Source organism: Nocardia sp. NPDC047648 (genome assembly GCF_040642815.1).
Lineage (GTDB): Bacteria > Actinomycetota > Actinomycetes > Mycobacteriales > Mycobacteriaceae > Nocardia > Nocardia gamkensis.
Genome location: NZ_JBEYSX010000031.1, coordinates 16,915 through 31,023 on the forward strand (window position 1 = coordinate 16,915; position 14,109 = coordinate 31,023).

The 14,109-nt window shown below is 69.1% G+C and carries 14 protein-coding genes and 1 pseudogene; 11 read left to right on the forward strand and 4 right to left on the reverse strand.

What is annotated here, in order from left to right:
* Positions 1-203: 203 nt before the first annotated feature.
* The gene (locus ABZ803_RS34840; RefSeq protein ID WP_357046072.1) at positions 204-662 is read right to left on the reverse strand and encodes a DUF6463 family protein; all 459 of its coding nucleotides are present in this window, start codon (positions 660-662) and stop codon (positions 204-206) included.
* 51 nt (positions 663-713) lie between these two features.
* Between ABZ803_RS34840 and ABZ803_RS34845 the strand changes: the two genes are divergently transcribed.
* The gene (locus ABZ803_RS34845) at positions 714-1,322 is read left to right on the forward strand and encodes a TetR/AcrR family transcriptional regulator (protein WP_357046074.1); all 609 of its coding nucleotides are present in this window, start codon (positions 714-716) and stop codon (positions 1,320-1,322) included.
* Positions 1,323-1,525: 203 nt separating this feature from the next.
* Here ABZ803_RS34845 and ABZ803_RS34850 read toward each other — a convergent pair whose 3' ends face one another.
* Entirely contained in the window at positions 1,526-2,383 is an 858-nt protein-coding gene (locus ABZ803_RS34850) for a MerR family transcriptional regulator (RefSeq protein WP_357046076.1), read from the reverse strand.
* 210 nt (positions 2,384-2,593) lie between these two features.
* Between ABZ803_RS34850 and ABZ803_RS34855 the strand changes: the two genes are divergently transcribed.
* The 7 genes from ABZ803_RS34855 to ABZ803_RS34885 all read left to right on the forward strand — a co-directional run bounded on the left by ABZ803_RS34855 (position 2,594) and on the right by ABZ803_RS34885 (position 9,184).
* Entirely contained in the window at positions 2,594-3,088 is a 495-nt protein-coding gene (locus ABZ803_RS34855) for a DUF6764 family protein (protein WP_357046078.1), read from the forward strand.
* Between the two features lie 57 nt (positions 3,089-3,145).
* A complete protein-coding gene (locus ABZ803_RS34860; RefSeq protein WP_357046080.1) occupies positions 3,146-4,261 on the forward strand; it encodes a polyprenyl synthetase family protein in 1,116 nt (371 codons plus the stop codon).
* A gap of 15 nt (positions 4,262-4,276) precedes the next feature.
* A complete protein-coding gene (gene crtI, locus ABZ803_RS34865; protein ID WP_357046082.1) occupies positions 4,277-5,812 on the forward strand; it encodes a phytoene desaturase family protein in 1,536 nt (511 codons plus the stop codon).
* A gap of 17 nt (positions 5,813-5,829) precedes the next feature.
* Positions 5,830-6,750 (forward strand): phytoene/squalene synthase family protein, encoded by a 921-nt coding sequence (locus tag ABZ803_RS34870; protein WP_357046101.1) that lies wholly within the window; start codon positions 5,830-5,832, stop codon positions 6,748-6,750.
* A 122-nt stretch (positions 6,751-6,872) separates the two neighbouring features.
* Positions 6,873-7,454 (forward strand): TerD family protein, encoded by a 582-nt coding sequence (locus ABZ803_RS34875; RefSeq protein WP_040871596.1) that lies wholly within the window; start codon positions 6,873-6,875, stop codon positions 7,452-7,454.
* 96 nt (positions 7,455-7,550) lie between these two features.
* On the forward strand, positions 7,551-8,900 hold the full coding sequence (locus ABZ803_RS34880) for a family 1 glycosylhydrolase (protein ID WP_357046085.1): 1,350 nt from the start codon (positions 7,551-7,553) through the stop codon (positions 8,898-8,900).
* A 119-nt stretch (positions 8,901-9,019) separates the two neighbouring features.
* Positions 9,020-9,184, forward strand: coding sequence for a hypothetical protein (locus ABZ803_RS34885; RefSeq protein WP_357046087.1), 165 nt, complete (start codon positions 9,020-9,022; stop codon positions 9,182-9,184).
* A 12-nt stretch (positions 9,185-9,196) separates the two neighbouring features.
* Here the strand turns inward: ABZ803_RS34885 and ABZ803_RS34890 are convergent, their stop codons facing one another.
* Entirely contained in the window at positions 9,197-10,024 is an 828-nt protein-coding gene (locus ABZ803_RS34890; RefSeq protein ID WP_357046089.1) for an SDR family oxidoreductase, read from the reverse strand.
* 134 nt (positions 10,025-10,158) lie between these two features.
* On the opposite strand from ABZ803_RS34890, the gene ABZ803_RS34895 reads away from it, so the two are divergent.
* The 3 genes from ABZ803_RS34895 to ABZ803_RS34905 all read left to right on the forward strand — a co-directional run bounded on the left by ABZ803_RS34895 (position 10,159) and on the right by ABZ803_RS34905 (position 13,966).
* Positions 10,159-11,829 carry a glycoside hydrolase family 13 protein gene (locus tag ABZ803_RS34895; protein ID WP_357046091.1) on the forward strand — a complete coding sequence of 557 codons (1,671 nt, stop codon included), beginning with the start codon at positions 10,159-10,161 and terminating at the stop codon, positions 11,827-11,829.
* Positions 11,826-12,887, forward strand: coding sequence for an NAD-dependent epimerase/dehydratase family protein (locus ABZ803_RS34900; protein WP_357046093.1), 1,062 nt, complete (start codon positions 11,826-11,828; stop codon positions 12,885-12,887). The genes ABZ803_RS34895 and ABZ803_RS34900 overlap by 4 nt, the downstream gene beginning before the upstream one ends.
* A 188-nt stretch (positions 12,888-13,075) precedes the next feature.
* Positions 13,076-13,966: a manganese catalase family protein gene (locus ABZ803_RS34905; protein ID WP_357046095.1), complete on the forward strand. Its 891-nt coding sequence runs from the start codon at positions 13,076-13,078 to the stop codon at positions 13,964-13,966.
* Between the two features lie 48 nt (positions 13,967-14,014).
* On the opposite strand, the pseudogene ABZ803_RS34910 reads toward ABZ803_RS34905, so the two are convergent.
* Positions 14,015-14,109, reverse strand: a pseudogene (locus ABZ803_RS34910) (propionyl-CoA carboxylase); the annotation flags it as partial.

The following is a 14,109-nucleotide window of genomic DNA, read 5'->3' on the forward strand; positions in this document are numbered from 1 at the left end:
GCCACCTGGCCGGTCGGCACCGAGTACGAATCCACCGGCCGGCGCGCTGGTACCTCCTGCGCCGGGACCGGCCGGAGCCACCCCGATCGTGCCTTCCAGGTAGCCGGGAAGGGGCTGGTCGTCGACTGGGATGATCAGCCCTATCGCAGTGCGCAGGCAGGTCCGTCGGCGTGCGCGTCAGGCCGCGGGGCGACACGCACAGGTCAGCTTCGCATCTCCGTACTCGCCGCCGACACAGTCGTCGGTCGATCATTCTTGCGCGCCGCCACGATGACGAGCACCCCGGCGATCATCCCGACGAAGAACGGGGACGGCACCAGAAGGACGCCGCCCAGCGCACACCATGCCGCGAGGCCCCAGCCGATCCCGGCGGGCACGGGCACCGCGCGCCCGGCGAGATGCCAGATCAGCAGACCCAACAGGATCAGCGGGACGGCGAAGCAGCCCCGACCGGCCCAGAACGTGACCTTGTTCTGTAGCGACTCCGTCGTCTGTACCGCATCTGCGTCCGCGAGCGTGAGCGGGACGGCCGCCCATATCCCCCGATCGACCCAGCCGGTGATGTCCGCCCAAGCGGTGAGCGACAGCAAGAACATGTGCCCGGTACCCAGTACGAGCATGATCGCGGCGGCCCAGCGGAGCAACCGTTTCCTGGTGTTCATCGTGACCTTCCGATGGCTGCTGCGCGGCACCTTTTGTACGGTGCCGTATAGATGATTTGTACGGTAACGTATAGAATCAGCGCGATCAATGGAGGTGGCCAGATTCCCGCCGTGCCCCGCACCGCACGAGCCCGCTGGGTCGAGGCGGGCCTCGAGGCCCTTGCCCGCGGAGGCCCCGAGGCCGTCCGCGTCGAGACGCTCGCCGCTGAGCTCGGCGTCACGAAAGGCGGGTTCTACGGGTACTTCGACGGCCGTCCCGCGTTGCTCACGGCGATGCTCGACGAGTGGGAGCGCCGGTGCACGACAGCGGTCATCGCCCAGACCGAGGCAGAGGGCGGCGATGCCGCCGAGCGGATCCGCCGCGCGGGACAACTGACCTTCGCGGAGGATCTGCACCGCATCGATATCGCGGTGCGGGCTTGGGCGCGCCACGACGAGTCGGTAGCGGCGCGCCTGCGGCGCATCGACAACGAGCGAATGGACTTCCTGCGCACGATGTTCGGAGCTTTCGTCACCGACCCCGACGAGATCGAAGCGCGAAGCACCCTGACGTTCGCCCTCGCGATCGGCCGCCACTTCATCGTCGCCGACCACCCCGGGTACAGCAAACGCGAAGCCGTCCAGCTCGCCGGGGAATACCTTCTGCGCCCACCGCAGTGAACCGCCGAAAGGCCGTGTTCGATGAAGGCGGTTGCTGCCGGTAACCCAAATCCGGTGCGCGGTCTCGGTCGTCCCCGCGGCGGACCCCGGCGATGACGCACGCGACCGCTTCCCGGGAGCGGATGACGCAGGCCAGCTCCGATGCGGCGTCTGCACTGCGACGTGAACGGTTCGAGACGCGCCGGGGCCGGTGGCGAACGCATTCACCCGGCGGCGCGCCCGAGTTCGCACAGCGTCGCGAGGGCGTCCTCCAGCGTGCGGACGTAGGACACCTCGGACGGCAGCCGGACCGCGGACCAGCCCGGTCCGGCGACCAGCACCCGCGCCGCGGTCCGGCGCACGGCACAGATCGTTTCCGGTGTGGCGGTCGCGGACACCTGTGACCAGAGCGTGAGCACGCACGGGCGGTCGTGGTGCGACAGGGCGTCGGTCAGGGCCGAATCAGGCACCGCCGCGCCCAGCAACAACGCCACGACACCCCGCTCGGCCAGCGCGGCCCGCAACACCTCCAAGGGCAGCACGTGATACTCGCCTGCGGTGCAGGAGAGCAGAATCGGCGGTTGGGAGCGCGGGCGGCGCACCGGCGGGAACATGCGGTGCAGGCCGGCGATCACCGCCCAGGACAGCAGATGCTCCACGTCGATCAGGCCCTCGCCGCCGGCCTGCCCGGTGACGATCGTCGCCAATGCCGGACGGCACAGCCGGTTCCAGGTCGCGACGACACCGTCGTGTGCCAAACCGGCCACGACCTCGGTGAGCGCGAGATCGGGCTCGAGCTGTTCGGCCGCCGCCAAGAGGGCGCTGCGACCCGCAGGTCCTTCCGGAGCTTCGGCGCGTGCTTGTCGTGCCGCACTGGCCGGTGTGACGCCGGCTCCGACGAGTTCGATCATGCGCCGCAAGGCCGCGATATCGGATTCGGAATAGCGACGGTGTGCGCCGGGCCGGTGTCGCGGCGGGCCGATCGCGTAGCGCTGGTTCCAGCTGCGCAGTGTGGCGATCGGAATGCCGAGCCTGGCCGCCACCGCGCCCACCGTGTAGCGAGCGGATTGCTCGTCAACCATCGCCGCACCGCGTGGGCTGGTCCCAGTTCGCAGGGCCGAGGGAGCTGTCCGGCCGCGCGCCCATGACGCCGCGGGCCGAGCGGCTATCCGGCGGCCTCCGCATCAGCACGTCCTGGCGCTCCTTTCGGAACAATCGATTGATGCATCGATTTTGCATCATTAGAAGCGTAGTGTGAAGCCCTGTAAGCCAATGCCCCGAAGGAGAACGTCATGAACCGACTCACCCTCACGCGCTCGATCGGGTTGACGGCCGGTGCGGGCGCGGCGTCACTGGGCCTGCTGTTCGCCGCACCCGTCGCCACCGCCGCCCCGGCGGGGTGCCCCGCTCCGGGCCTCGCGGCGACCCAGAACTCCGACAGTGACGCCTCGTGCTCGGCGACCAGTGGCGCGGGCGGCGCCGCGGCCGCGTACGGCTTCGACGGAAAGGCCACCGCGGATGCCGCGCCGACCAGCCTCTCCCTTGCGATAGCGCAGAACGGCGGCGTCGCCACCTCGAACTCGGCGCAGCTGTCCGGCCCCGCCGCGATCGCACTCGGCCCCGGCGCGACGGTCACCACGACCGGCGTGCGCCCGGGTTTGTCGATCGGAATCGCGGGCCCCGGCGCGACGGTCTCGGTCACCGGAGTCTCGACCCCGACATGTAGCGGCGGTTTCGGCTTCGCGGGCGACTTTCAGACCTTGCAGGGCTGCTTCTCGCGTCGATAGTGCATCATTATGAGTAACATCGCTGAAGTAGAAGTAGGCGTACGAAGGGGATCGGGAATGAGCGTCGTGTCGTCCGAGGCTGCGACCGATTCGGTCACGGGGTTTCCGGTGCTCGGTGCCGCGCCCTCTTTCTCGCTGTGGCGGGACGCGGTGCGCCGGGAGGTACTCGACGAGATCAGTGCTTTTCTCGTGCGGGCGTGCCCTGCCGCGCTCACGCGCCTGGGTGCGCAGGACGTTCTGCGCCAATACGCCCTGGGCGGCAAGTGCGTGCGGTCGACGTTCATGTACCTCGGCTGGCTGTGCGGGGCGCCGGATGACCCGGCAGCCCTGCGCGCGGCGGCCGGTCTGGAACTGCTGCACGCGTTCGCGCTGTTACAGGACGACGTCATGGACCAGTCCGCGTCGCGTCGCGGCGCCCCGTCCGCGCACGTCCGGTTCGCCGCGGCGCACCGCGGCACCGGTGCGCCCGGCTCCTCGGTCCGGTACGGCGAATCCGCCGCGACACTGCTCGGGGATATGTGCCTGGTGTGGGCCGAGCAGATGCTCCGGGAAAGCGGGCTCGCCGAGTCCGCGCTCGCGCGGGTATGGCCGCGCTACGACGGCATGCGGGTGGAGCTGGCGACCGGCCAGTTCGCGGATCTGCTCAATGACGCGCGCCTGGAACCGGCGCTGGACTCCGTCCTGGCGATCGCGCGCGCCAAATCCGGCAACTACACCGTGCGGCGCCCGTTGGAGATGGGCGCAGCGATGGCAGGCTGCGGCGCGACCGTCGTGGACGCCCTGGGCCGGTACGGCGCCGCGATCGGCGAGGCGTTCCAGTTGCGCGACGACGTTCTGGGCATCTTCGGGTCGCAGGCCGTGACCGGCAAACCCGCCGACAGCGACCTCGCCGAACGGACGGCGACCAGCGTTGTGGTCCTCGCGCGCGAACTGGCGACCTCGGCGGCGCGGGCCGAACTGTCGGACCTGCTGCATCGGCCCCGGCTCGGCGCCGCCGAGATCGCCCGCGCCCGAACGCTGATCGCCGAATCCGGCGCCCCGGCGAGGATCGAGACGATGATCGCCGAGCTGGTCGACAGCGCACACGGCGCGCTGGACGCCGCGGACTTTCCCACACCGATGCGTGCCGCCCTCGCGCACATGGCAGCCGCCTGCTCCGAACGCGTCGCCTGACAGGAGGTTGAACCGATGCGCACCGTCGAAGGCGCCACCGACCGAATCGTGATCGTCGGGGCCGGCTTGGCAGGGTTGTCCGCAGCCCTGCACCTGGCCGGCCGATCGCGCGAAGTGATCGTGGTGGAACGCGACTCGGTACCGGGCGGACGAGCCGGGCACGCCCAAATCGGGGGCTACCGGTTCGACACCGGCCCGACGGTCCTCACCATGCCGGACATCGTCGAGAGCGTCTTCGCCGCCGCCGGAGCGCGGGCTGCCGACCATGTGCGGCTGACACCCGTGGAACCGGCGTACCGGGCGCATTTCGCCGAGGGCCGGACGCTGGAGGTGCACACCGACGCCGAGCGGATGCAGGAAGAGATCCGCCGGTTCGCCGGGCCCGGCGAGGCCGACGGTTATCGCCGTCTGCGGCACTGGCTGACGCGTTTGTATCGCGCGGAGATGGACCGGTTCATCTCGGCGAATTTCGATTCGCCGCTGTCGATGGCGACTCCCGCGCTGGCCCGGCTGCTCGCCGCAGGGGGTTTCGGGCGGTGGGATGCCGCTGTCCGGCGCTTTATCCGCGACCCGGACCTGCGCCGTGTCTTCACCTTTCAATCGCTGTACGCGGGGGTCGCGCCCAGCCGGGCATTGGCGGCCTACGCGGTGATCGCCTACATGGACACCGTCGGCGGGGTGTTCTTCCCCCGCGGCGGCATGCGTGCGCTTCCGGATGCGCTCGCGAGCGCGGCGGCGAATGCCGGGGTTCGCTTCCGCTACGACACCTCGGTCACCGCCCTGGACCGCGCGGGCTCGCGGATCACCGGCGTGCTCACCCAGGACGGCGACCGAATCCCGTGCGACGCAGTGGTGTTGACAACCGAACTGCACGAGGCGTACCGCCTCGTCGCGCGGGCGCCGCGACGCCCCGTTCCGCTGACCTCCGCCCCGTCGGCGCTGATCGCCCATCTCGCATGCGCGCCCGCGGCCGGAATCGCGCATCACAGCCTGCTGTTCGGGGCGGCCTGGGAGGAATCGTTCGACGACATCATCGAGCGCGGACAGGTGATGCGCGATCCTTCGCTGCTGGTCACCCGCCCCACCGCGACCGATCCCACGACGGCTCCGGCAGGACGGGACCTGCTGTCGGTCCTCGCGCCGGTGCCCAACCTCGAACGCCGCCGCATCGATTGGCAGCGAGCGGGCACCGGCTACGCCGACCAGATCCTGACGATCGCTCAGCAACGGCTCGGCGCGCGGCTCGGCGATATCGAGATCCTGCGCATCGATACACCCGCCGACTGGGCGCGGCGCGGCATGCGCGCGGGAAGCCCGTTCGCGCTCGCGCACACGTTCACCCAAACCGGTCCGTTCCGACCGGCCAACATGATCCGCGGTATCGACAACGTCGTCTTGGCCGGGGGCTCGACCGTGCCGGGAGTGGGGATTCCGCCGGTGCTGATCTCCGGGCGGCTCGCCGCGGATCGCGTCACCGGCCTCGAGCCGCAAGGACACCGGCGCACCGTACCCGTACGAACCGCGCTCAGCACCAGCCGAATTGATCGATGACAGTGATCGGAGCCGAGATGACCCGCACCGCACCCGAAACCGGAATCAGCGGCCCGCCTTTGCACCGGTCCTACCGGTACTGTCGACAGCTCAACGCGCGCCACGGAAAGACCTTCTTCCTGGCCACCCGATTGCTCGCGCCCGATCAGCGCCCGGCGGTGCACGCCCTGTACGGATTCGCGCGCCGAGCCGACGACATCCTCGATGAGATCGACGTGCGTCGCGAACCCGCCGAAAGGGCGCGGCAACTGGACGCACTCGCCGCGCACTTCCGTGATCGTGATGCCGACGCCGACGCCGTGCTTCCCGCGATTCTCGACACCGCCGATCGCTATCGCATTCCAGCGGCCCTGTTCGACGCGTTCCTCGCCTCGATGCGGATGGATCTGACGGTGACCGACTATCCCGACCGCGCCGCACTCGACACCTATATCTACGGTTCGGCCGAGGTCATCGGATTGCAGTTGCTCCCGGTCTTGGGCGCCACCTGCGCCGACGAGGCCGCGCCCCATGCCGCCGCGCTCGGTAAGGCGTTCCAACTGACCAACTTCCTGCGCGACGTCGCCGAAGACCTGATGCGTGGCCGGGTCTACCTGCCCACCGACGAACTGGCCGCGTTCGGCGTCGACCGAGATCTCCTGCGCTGGTGTCTGACCCGCAGGCGCACCGAGCCGCGAGTCCGCGAAGCCTTGGCGGCGCAACACGCGATCACCCGCGATATCTACCGTTTCGCGCACGCCGGAATCGCTCTGCTGCATCCTCGTTCCCGCCCCTGCGTCACTACGGCGACCACGCTGTACGCGGAGATCCTCGACCGCATCGAGGACAGCGATTTCGCGGTGTTCGACCGCCGCGCCACCGTGCCGAACCGCAGGCGCGCGCAGGTCGGCGCGACCGGCCTGGTCAAGGCCTGGTGGGCACGCCGCGTCGAGCGGTGATCGTTCCGGCGCGCAGGTGGCCGGAACCTGCGATAGCGTGCCGCGACGATTCCGGACAGCCGTGCGCAGCCGGGATTTTCGTCATCGCGGGCGCGGCGGCGCCGCATCAGTATCCTGATGTCGTGATTACGCTCAGAAAAGAAGACGGTGCCGCGGACCTCGCGGGGATCACGAAGTTGAGTGTGGGGGTGAGCTGGGATCCGTCCTCCGGCACGAGCGGCGGCGCACTCGGCTGGGCGCGCCGCAAACGCGGTGTCGACCTGGATCTGGTCGCTGTTCTCATGCAGGGCAGCGAACCGGTGCGCTTCGCGGGACTCGATTCGCTCGACCCACTGGGCAACGGCTCGGTGGCGCACACCGGCGACGAGCAGACCGGCGCCGCCTCCGGCGACGACGAGACCATCCACGTCACCTTCGCCGACGTCCCCACCGCGATCGACGCCATCATCTTCGTCGCCGCCGCCTTCAAGAAGGGCAGTTCCTTCGACAAGGCCAACAACATCTCCTTCAAGGTCTACGACGCGACCGGCGGTAACAGCCAGCAGGTCGCCGACATCTGGCCGTCACTGCTCGGCACCGACAACGCCAACGCGGTGGCCCGCGCCTTCCGCAACGGCGACCAATGGCAGCTCGAAGTCCTCAACCGCCAAGGCAAGATCAAACAGGGTGACATGCAGGCACTTCTGCGCTTCGCCATGCAATAGCGACGGCAAACCACGGGCCGGGATCGTCCGCGTCATCGAATCGCGCTGATACGCGGATTCCGCCTCTCGACGGACCGCCCCAGTTACTCTGGGCCAATGCGATCTCGGTTCCGTCGGTACGTCCTGGCCGCGCTCGCCGGCGCGGCATCCACGCTGCTGCTCGCCACGCAATCGCCGGCCACCCCGCCCGTACAGCCGGTGGCCGGCCTACCGGCACTGGGCGGGAATTTCCTCTGGGGCGTATCGACTTCTGGTTTCCAGTCCGAAGGCCATGCGCCCGACAGCAATTGGACGCGGTACATCGGGGCCACCCCCGGATACGACGGGCTGGGCGATTCGGTCGACTTCTACGGCCGATACGCGTCGGACATCCAGCTCGCCGCGGACCTCGGTGCGCGGGTGTTCCGGATCGGAATCGAGTGGGCCCGACTGCAACCCGCGCCGGGAGTCTGGGACGAGGCCGCATTCCGCTTCTACGACTCCGTCATCGGCGCGGTCGAGCAGGCCGGGATGCGACCCATGATCACGCTCGATCACTGGGTGTATCCCGGCTGGGCCGCCGACCGAGGGGGCTGGCGCAACCCGCGCATGGTCGACGACTGGCTGGCCAACATGCGCGCCGTCGTAGACCGCTACGCCTCCCGCAACCCGTTGTGGGTGACCGTGAACGAGCCCGTGGCCTACATCGTGCACGAGGTCCGCAGGGGCGCCGCGGACTCCGGCGAGATGCTGGACCGGGTCGCACAGGTACACAACGCCGCCTACGACTACATCCATCAGAGGCAGCCGGGTGCGCAGGTGACCAGCAATGTGGGCTACGTCGCCGGCTCGGAGGCGCAGGTCAACGGTCCCCTGATCGATCGGATCGCCGATCGCCTCGACTACGTCGGCGTCGACTACTACTTCGCCTACGACCCGGCGCAGTCGCTGATCGAGTCCATCGCGCGGGCCAGCGGTTCGGCGATGCCCGACCTGCCCGGACCGCAGATCTGGGACCTGCCGTTGCGCACGGAGGGCATCTACTATGCGCTGCAATACTATTCGCGCCGGTTGCCGGGTAAACCGCTCTACATCGTCGAGAACGGGATGCCCACCGAGAACGGCCGCCCCCGCGCCGACGGTTACACCCGCAGCGATCACCTCCGCGACACCGTCTACTGGATCCAGCGCGCCGCGGCCGACGGCATGAACATCATGGGATACAACTACTGGAGTCTCACCGACAACTACGAATGGGGCAGCTACACACCACGATTCGGGCTCTACACGGTGGACGTGCGCGCCGACCCCGGTCTCACCCGCCGCCCCACCGACGCCGTCGGCACCTACACGCAGGTGATCGCCGAGGGCGGAGTCCCGGGCGGCTACCGGCCCACCCGCGGCCCGGCCATCTGCGTGTTCGTCGATCCACCCGCCAGCTGCCTTTCCCCGGTAGCCGAGCGGTAGCAGTCACGGCGCCGGTGTCCAGATCTTGGACACCGGCGCGCTCGCTCGCGTCATAGTCTGGCTCGAGTGCTGACCGGACGATCGGTCCGGCACTCCCTCGGAAAGGAGAAGTGCCCGCTATGCCGACGACCCCCATCAGACGCTGGGTACCGGTGGCCGATCCGCATCCGTACACCCTCGACGACCTGCACATCGCCGCTCGGGTGCTGGGCTTCCCCGACGCCCGCGCCCTGGTCGACAGCCTTCTCGAACTCAGCGCGCTGCCCCGCGGCGGCGAGGAATAGCCGGATCAGAGATCAGGGCGTGCGCCATTTCTCGTCGCTCAGCAGGCTGCTCGCCTGCGGGCCCATCAAAAGCATGCCGCCGTCCACGACGTAGGACGCGCCGGTGACATAGCTCGCCTCCGGTCCGGCCAGAAACGCCACCACTGCGGCGACCTCTTCGGCGTGACCGGTTCGCCCCAGTGGTACGCCGGGGCGGGACTGCTCACGCGGATCGACGTCTTCCTGACCGGTCATCGGTGTCGAGATCTCGCCCGGCGCGACCGAATTCACGGTGATGTCGTATTCGGCGAGTTCCTGCGCCAGGACTTTCGTCAACGCTCCCAGACCCGCTTTAGCCGCGCAATACGGCGCGGCGCCGACGCGCGGCGCGTGCTCGTGCACGCTGGTGATGTTGATGATCCGGCCGCCGCTGCCCGCGGCGATCATGTGCTCGGCGGCGCGCTGGGCGCACAGGAACGCGCCGTCGAGGTCGACCGACAGCACGTGCCGCCAGGTGTCGAAGTCCATCTCCATCACCTTCTGAGCCGACCCGGTACCCGCGCAGTTCACCAGCACATCGAGGCCGCCGAGGTCGTCGGCGAGTTCGTCGACAACCGACGCGGCGGACGGCAGGTTCGCCAGGTCGAGGCGGCGCACGGCGGCGGTCCTCCCCTGTTCGCGCACTTGCGCCGCGGTGTCCTCCGCGCCGCGCCGGTCGCTGTGGAAGGTCAGACCGACGTCTGTCCCGCCCGCGGCGAGCGCGACCGCGATCGCCGCACCGATCCCGGAGTCTCCCCCGGTCACCACGGCTCGCCGCGGAGCGCCTGCTCGATCTTCCGGAAGTGGAGCTGTAGTAGCCATGCTCCGCGACTACCCGGCCGGGCACCGACCACACCCGCGGTCACGGCGACCCCTGCACGCCCTCGGAACACGCGACGTTACGACTTTCGATTCCGGGTACCCGACCTGCAGCGAACCGAGAGGAGAGCGTGACGATGGCTGCGGATGTCCCTTGGTGGCGCGACGCCGTGATCTACGAGATCTACATCCGGAGCTTCCGCGACGGTAACGGCGACGGCGTCGGCGATATCGCCGGTATCCGGTCTCGGCTGCCCTATCTGCGCGACCTCGGGGTGGACGCGATATGGATAACTCCCTGGTACCCGTCACCGATGGCGGACGGAGGCTATGACGTCGCGGACTACCGCGACATCGATCCGCGCTTCGGCACGCTGGCGGACGCGCGAGCGTTGATCGAAGAAGCGCACGCGCACGGCCTGCGCGTCATCGTGGACCTGGTCCCCAATCACACCTCGGATCGGCACCCCTGGTTCGGGGAGGCGCTCGCGGCCGGGCCGGGTTCGCCGGAGCGAGCCCGCTACCTGTTCCGGGACGGCGCGCCATCCGGCGGTCCGCCCAACAATTGGCGAAGCGTGTTCGGCGGCCCGGCGTGGACCCGGGTGACGGACGGGCAGTGGTATCTGCACCTGTTCGACGTCCACCAGCCGGATCTGGATTGGGCGCATCCGGATGTCCGTGCCGAGTTCGAGTCGATCCTGCGTTTCTGGCTGGATCGAGGCGTGGACGGCTTCCGCGTCGACGTGGCCCACGGGCTGGTGAAACACGCCGATCTGCCGGATATCGAGACCGATCACGAGGACATGATGGAACCGCCGGATCGGACCGGCCACCCGCACTGGGACCGGCCGGAAGTGCACGAAATCTACCGCGGCTGGCGCGAGATCGCCGATTCCTATGGGCCGGATCGCGTCTTCGTCGCCGAAGCGTGGGTGGCCAAACCCGAGCGCCTCGCCTGCTACGTGCGTCCGGACGAACTGCACACGGCGTTCAACTTCGACTTCTTGCGGTGTTCCTGGAATGCCGCCGCGCTGCGGGCCGTGGTCGATTGCACGACCGAAGCGCTGGAGGCGGTCGGGGCCCCACCGACCTGGGTGCTGTCCAACCACGACATCACCAGGCATGTGACCCGCTACGGGCGGGCGTCCACCCGCGGTGGCGGTTCGCACCACGAACCGCACGGCCCTGTCGACGTGGCGCGGGGGCGGCGGCGCGCCAGGGCGGCGTTGCTCCTGATGCTCGCGCTCCCCGGCAGTGCGTATCTCTATCAGGGGGAGGAACTCGGCTTGGAGGAGGTCGAAGATCTTCCCGTGGAGGTGCTCGAGGACCCCACCTGGGAGCGCTCGGGCCACACGGTGCGCGGCCGGGACGGGTGCCGCGTCCCACTGCCGTGGAGCGGGTTCCGGCCCCCCTTCGGGTTCGGTCCGGACGGCACGCCACCCTGGCTGCCACAGCCCCAGCGCTGGGTGTCATCGACAGCCGAACTCCAGATGCGGGAACAGGATTCGACACTGGACCTCTACCACAGGGCGCTGCGTCTGCGCCGCGACCATCCCGCGCTCGGGGAAGGCGCTTGGTCGTGGCTGCCCAGCGCTCCAGGGGTGCTGGCCCTCCATCGCTCCCCCGGCCTGGTCTGCGTGGTGAACATTTCGAGCGCGCCGATCGCGCTGCCCCACCACGAGCGGGTCTTGCTGTCCAGCGAGGCTCGGACGTCGGACGCCCTGCCCGCCGACAGCGCGGTATGGCTCGAGGTCACCGACCACCAAGACACCCCGGTCCGGAACGGGTTCGAGCGGCGCCGCGTATGAAGGTGGTCGTCACCGGCGCCAGCGGCAATGTGGGGACGGCGTTGCTGCGCGCGTTGCGGGCCGATGGTTGCGAGATCGTCGGAATAGCTCGCCGCGTCCCCGACCGCGCCTGCGAACCGTATTCGTCGGTGCGGTGGGTGTCCTGCGATATCGGGCTCGCCGACTCGGTCGAGACCCTGCGTACCGCCTGTGCCGGTGCCGATGTCCTCGTTCACCTGGCATGGGCGATCCATCCGCGTCGCGGTGATCCGCCGATGCGGCGGACCAACTCGGTCGGCACCGACAACGTGTTGCGCACCGCGGCGGAGGCGGCAGTGCCGCAGCTCATCGCCGCGTCCTCGTGCGCCGCCTACACCCCGGCCGAACGCTGGCGGCGGGTATCGGAAGGATGGCGGCTGGCGGGGGTGCCCGGCAGTGCCTACAGCGTGTCCAAGGCGGAGTTGGAGACGAAGCTGGACCGCTTCGAGGCCGGCCACCCCGAAATCCGCACAGCGCGAATTCGCCCGTGCGGCATCGCCCAGGCCGAGTCCGCCGCCGAATCGGCGGACTGGATTCTGCCGCCGTGGCTGCCACGGTGGCTGCTCGGCCGACGCCTGTTGCCGGTGCCGCTGTGGCGCGATTTCCGGCTGCAACTGGTGCACAGCTCGGACGTGGCTTCGGCGATCCGGCGCATCGCGCACCATCGGGCGGCGGGAGCGTTCAACCTCGCCGCCGAACCGTGCCTGGGCGCGGACGCGCTCGCGGCGGCATTCGGGGGATTCCGCCTGCCTGCGCCCCGGCGGGCACTCGACGCCGCCGCCTGGACGGGATGGCGCACCGGCCTCCTGCCCCTGCACCCGGCGTGGCTGACCCTCGCCGACCGCGCCTGCCTGATCGACTCCGCGGCGGCGCGACGAGAACTCGGCTGGGCGCCTCGCTTCGGCGCGCACGAGATCTGCGCGGAACTGGTCTCCGCGATGCGTGCCGGGCACACCGGTCACAGCGCACCGCTCGCGCCCTCTCGGCGGATCCGGATCGGACGCCCGTCTCATCAGAGTCAGCGGCCACGCGGCCGCTAGCGGCGTCACCGCCCGTGACCGAAAGCGACGGCGTGTTATCCCTTTCCGCCGCTCGTGTCGTTGCGAACGCCCGGGTACCGGAGCCCGTATCGTCGCCAGCGAACACGTAACTCATCTCTTGCTCGTCCTGCGCTGGATCAGGCACTGGAAGCCATTTCGAACAGCCGACCGTACTGGTAAGGAGAGCGATGTTCACACACAACAAGGATTTGCAATTCGAAGTTCGCGTCGACCGGCCCGATCCGCGTTTCGCGACTCTGCTGCAAGAGCAGTTCGGCGGCGCCAACGGCGAATTGAAGGCCGCCATGCAGTATTTCAATCAGGCGTTCCTGCTGCGCGGTAAGCATCCGAAAACCTACGACCTGTTCATGGATATCGCCACCGAGGAACTCAGTCACCTCGAGATCGTCGGCGCCATGATCACCATGCTGCTCGACGGGCTCAACGACGATCTGAAGCAAGCCAACGAGCGGTGCGACTGGATGCCGATGGTGTCCACGTCCGACGGACGTGACCAGGTGATCCATCAGGCCGCGGTCAATCCGTTGTACTTCGCGCTGAGCGGCGGCGGGCCGGTGGTCACGAACGCCGCGGGCGTGCCGTGGTCGGGTTCGTACGTCGACGCCAACGGGGAACCCTCGGTCGACCTGCGCAGCAATCTCGCGGCGGAGTCTCGCGCCAAGATCGTCTACGAGTATCTCAAGCAATTCACCGACGATCCCGGTGTGCAGGACACGCTCTCGTTCTTGATGACCCGCGAGATCGCGCACTTCCAGCAGTTCACCGCGGCGCTGAACGAATTGCCGGTCAACTTCCCGCCGGGAGCACTGCCCGGCGACGACCGGTTCCAGAATGTCGCGTTCAACATGTCCAACGGCGCCGCGAGCGCCCGCGGCCCCTGGAACGAAGGACAGGGACCGTGGCCCGCGGGCACGGAATGGCGCTATATCGATAATCCGGTCACCGAATGGCTCGACTCCGACGAGCGAGTGAATCACGGCGCCGAGACCAACCCGGAAGGCGAGCCCGCGGTCCAAGGCACCAAACCGTTCACCCACGAACTGCACATCCCGGACTGACCTGCGACGTGCTCGACGGGCAGTCGGGCGTCCGACGACGCGGCGCGCGGCCCGCACCGGATGACCGGGCTCGCCGATCTGGTACGACTCCGCCGCCTTCAACCGATGGACCGAATTGCGGTCCTCGTAGGGAAACACGGCGA

What these genes read in the sequence shown, in the direction of transcription:
- ABZ803_RS34850 (WP_357046076.1), bottom strand. Translation starts at nt 2,383, where the DNA reads ATGGTTGACGAGCAATCCGCTCGCTACACGGTGGGCGCGGTGGCGGCC.
- ABZ803_RS34860 (WP_357046080.1), top strand. Translation starts at nt 3,146, where the DNA reads ATGAGCGTCGTGTCGTCCGAGGCTGCGACCGATTCGGTCACGGGGTTT.
- ABZ803_RS34890 (WP_357046089.1), bottom strand. Translation starts at nt 10,024, where the DNA reads ATGGCTACTACAGCTCCACTTCCGGAAGATCGAGCAGGCGCTCCGCGG.
- ABZ803_RS34845 (WP_357046074.1), top strand. Translation starts at nt 714, where the DNA reads ATGATTTGTACGGTAACGTATAGAATCAGCGCGATCAATGGAGGTGGC.
- ABZ803_RS34900 (WP_357046093.1), top strand. Translation starts at nt 11,826, where the DNA reads ATGAAGGTGGTCGTCACCGGCGCCAGCGGCAATGTGGGGACGGCGTTG.
- ABZ803_RS34880 (WP_357046085.1), top strand. Translation starts at nt 7,551, where the DNA reads ATGCGATCTCGGTTCCGTCGGTACGTCCTGGCCGCGCTCGCCGGCGCG.
- ABZ803_RS34870 (WP_357046101.1), top strand. Translation starts at nt 5,830, where the DNA reads ATGACCCGCACCGCACCCGAAACCGGAATCAGCGGCCCGCCTTTGCAC.
- ABZ803_RS34885 (WP_357046087.1), top strand. Translation starts at nt 9,020, where the DNA reads ATGCCGACGACCCCCATCAGACGCTGGGTACCGGTGGCCGATCCGCAT.
- ABZ803_RS34855 (WP_357046078.1), top strand. Translation starts at nt 2,594, where the DNA reads ATGAACCGACTCACCCTCACGCGCTCGATCGGGTTGACGGCCGGTGCG.
- ABZ803_RS34840 (WP_357046072.1), bottom strand. Translation starts at nt 662, where the DNA reads ATGAACACCAGGAAACGGTTGCTCCGCTGGGCCGCCGCGATCATGCTC.
- crtI (WP_357046082.1), top strand. Translation starts at nt 4,277, where the DNA reads ATGCGCACCGTCGAAGGCGCCACCGACCGAATCGTGATCGTCGGGGCC.
- ABZ803_RS34895 (WP_357046091.1), top strand. Translation starts at nt 10,159, where the DNA reads ATGGCTGCGGATGTCCCTTGGTGGCGCGACGCCGTGATCTACGAGATC.
- ABZ803_RS34905 (WP_357046095.1), top strand. Translation starts at nt 13,076, where the DNA reads ATGTTCACACACAACAAGGATTTGCAATTCGAAGTTCGCGTCGACCGG.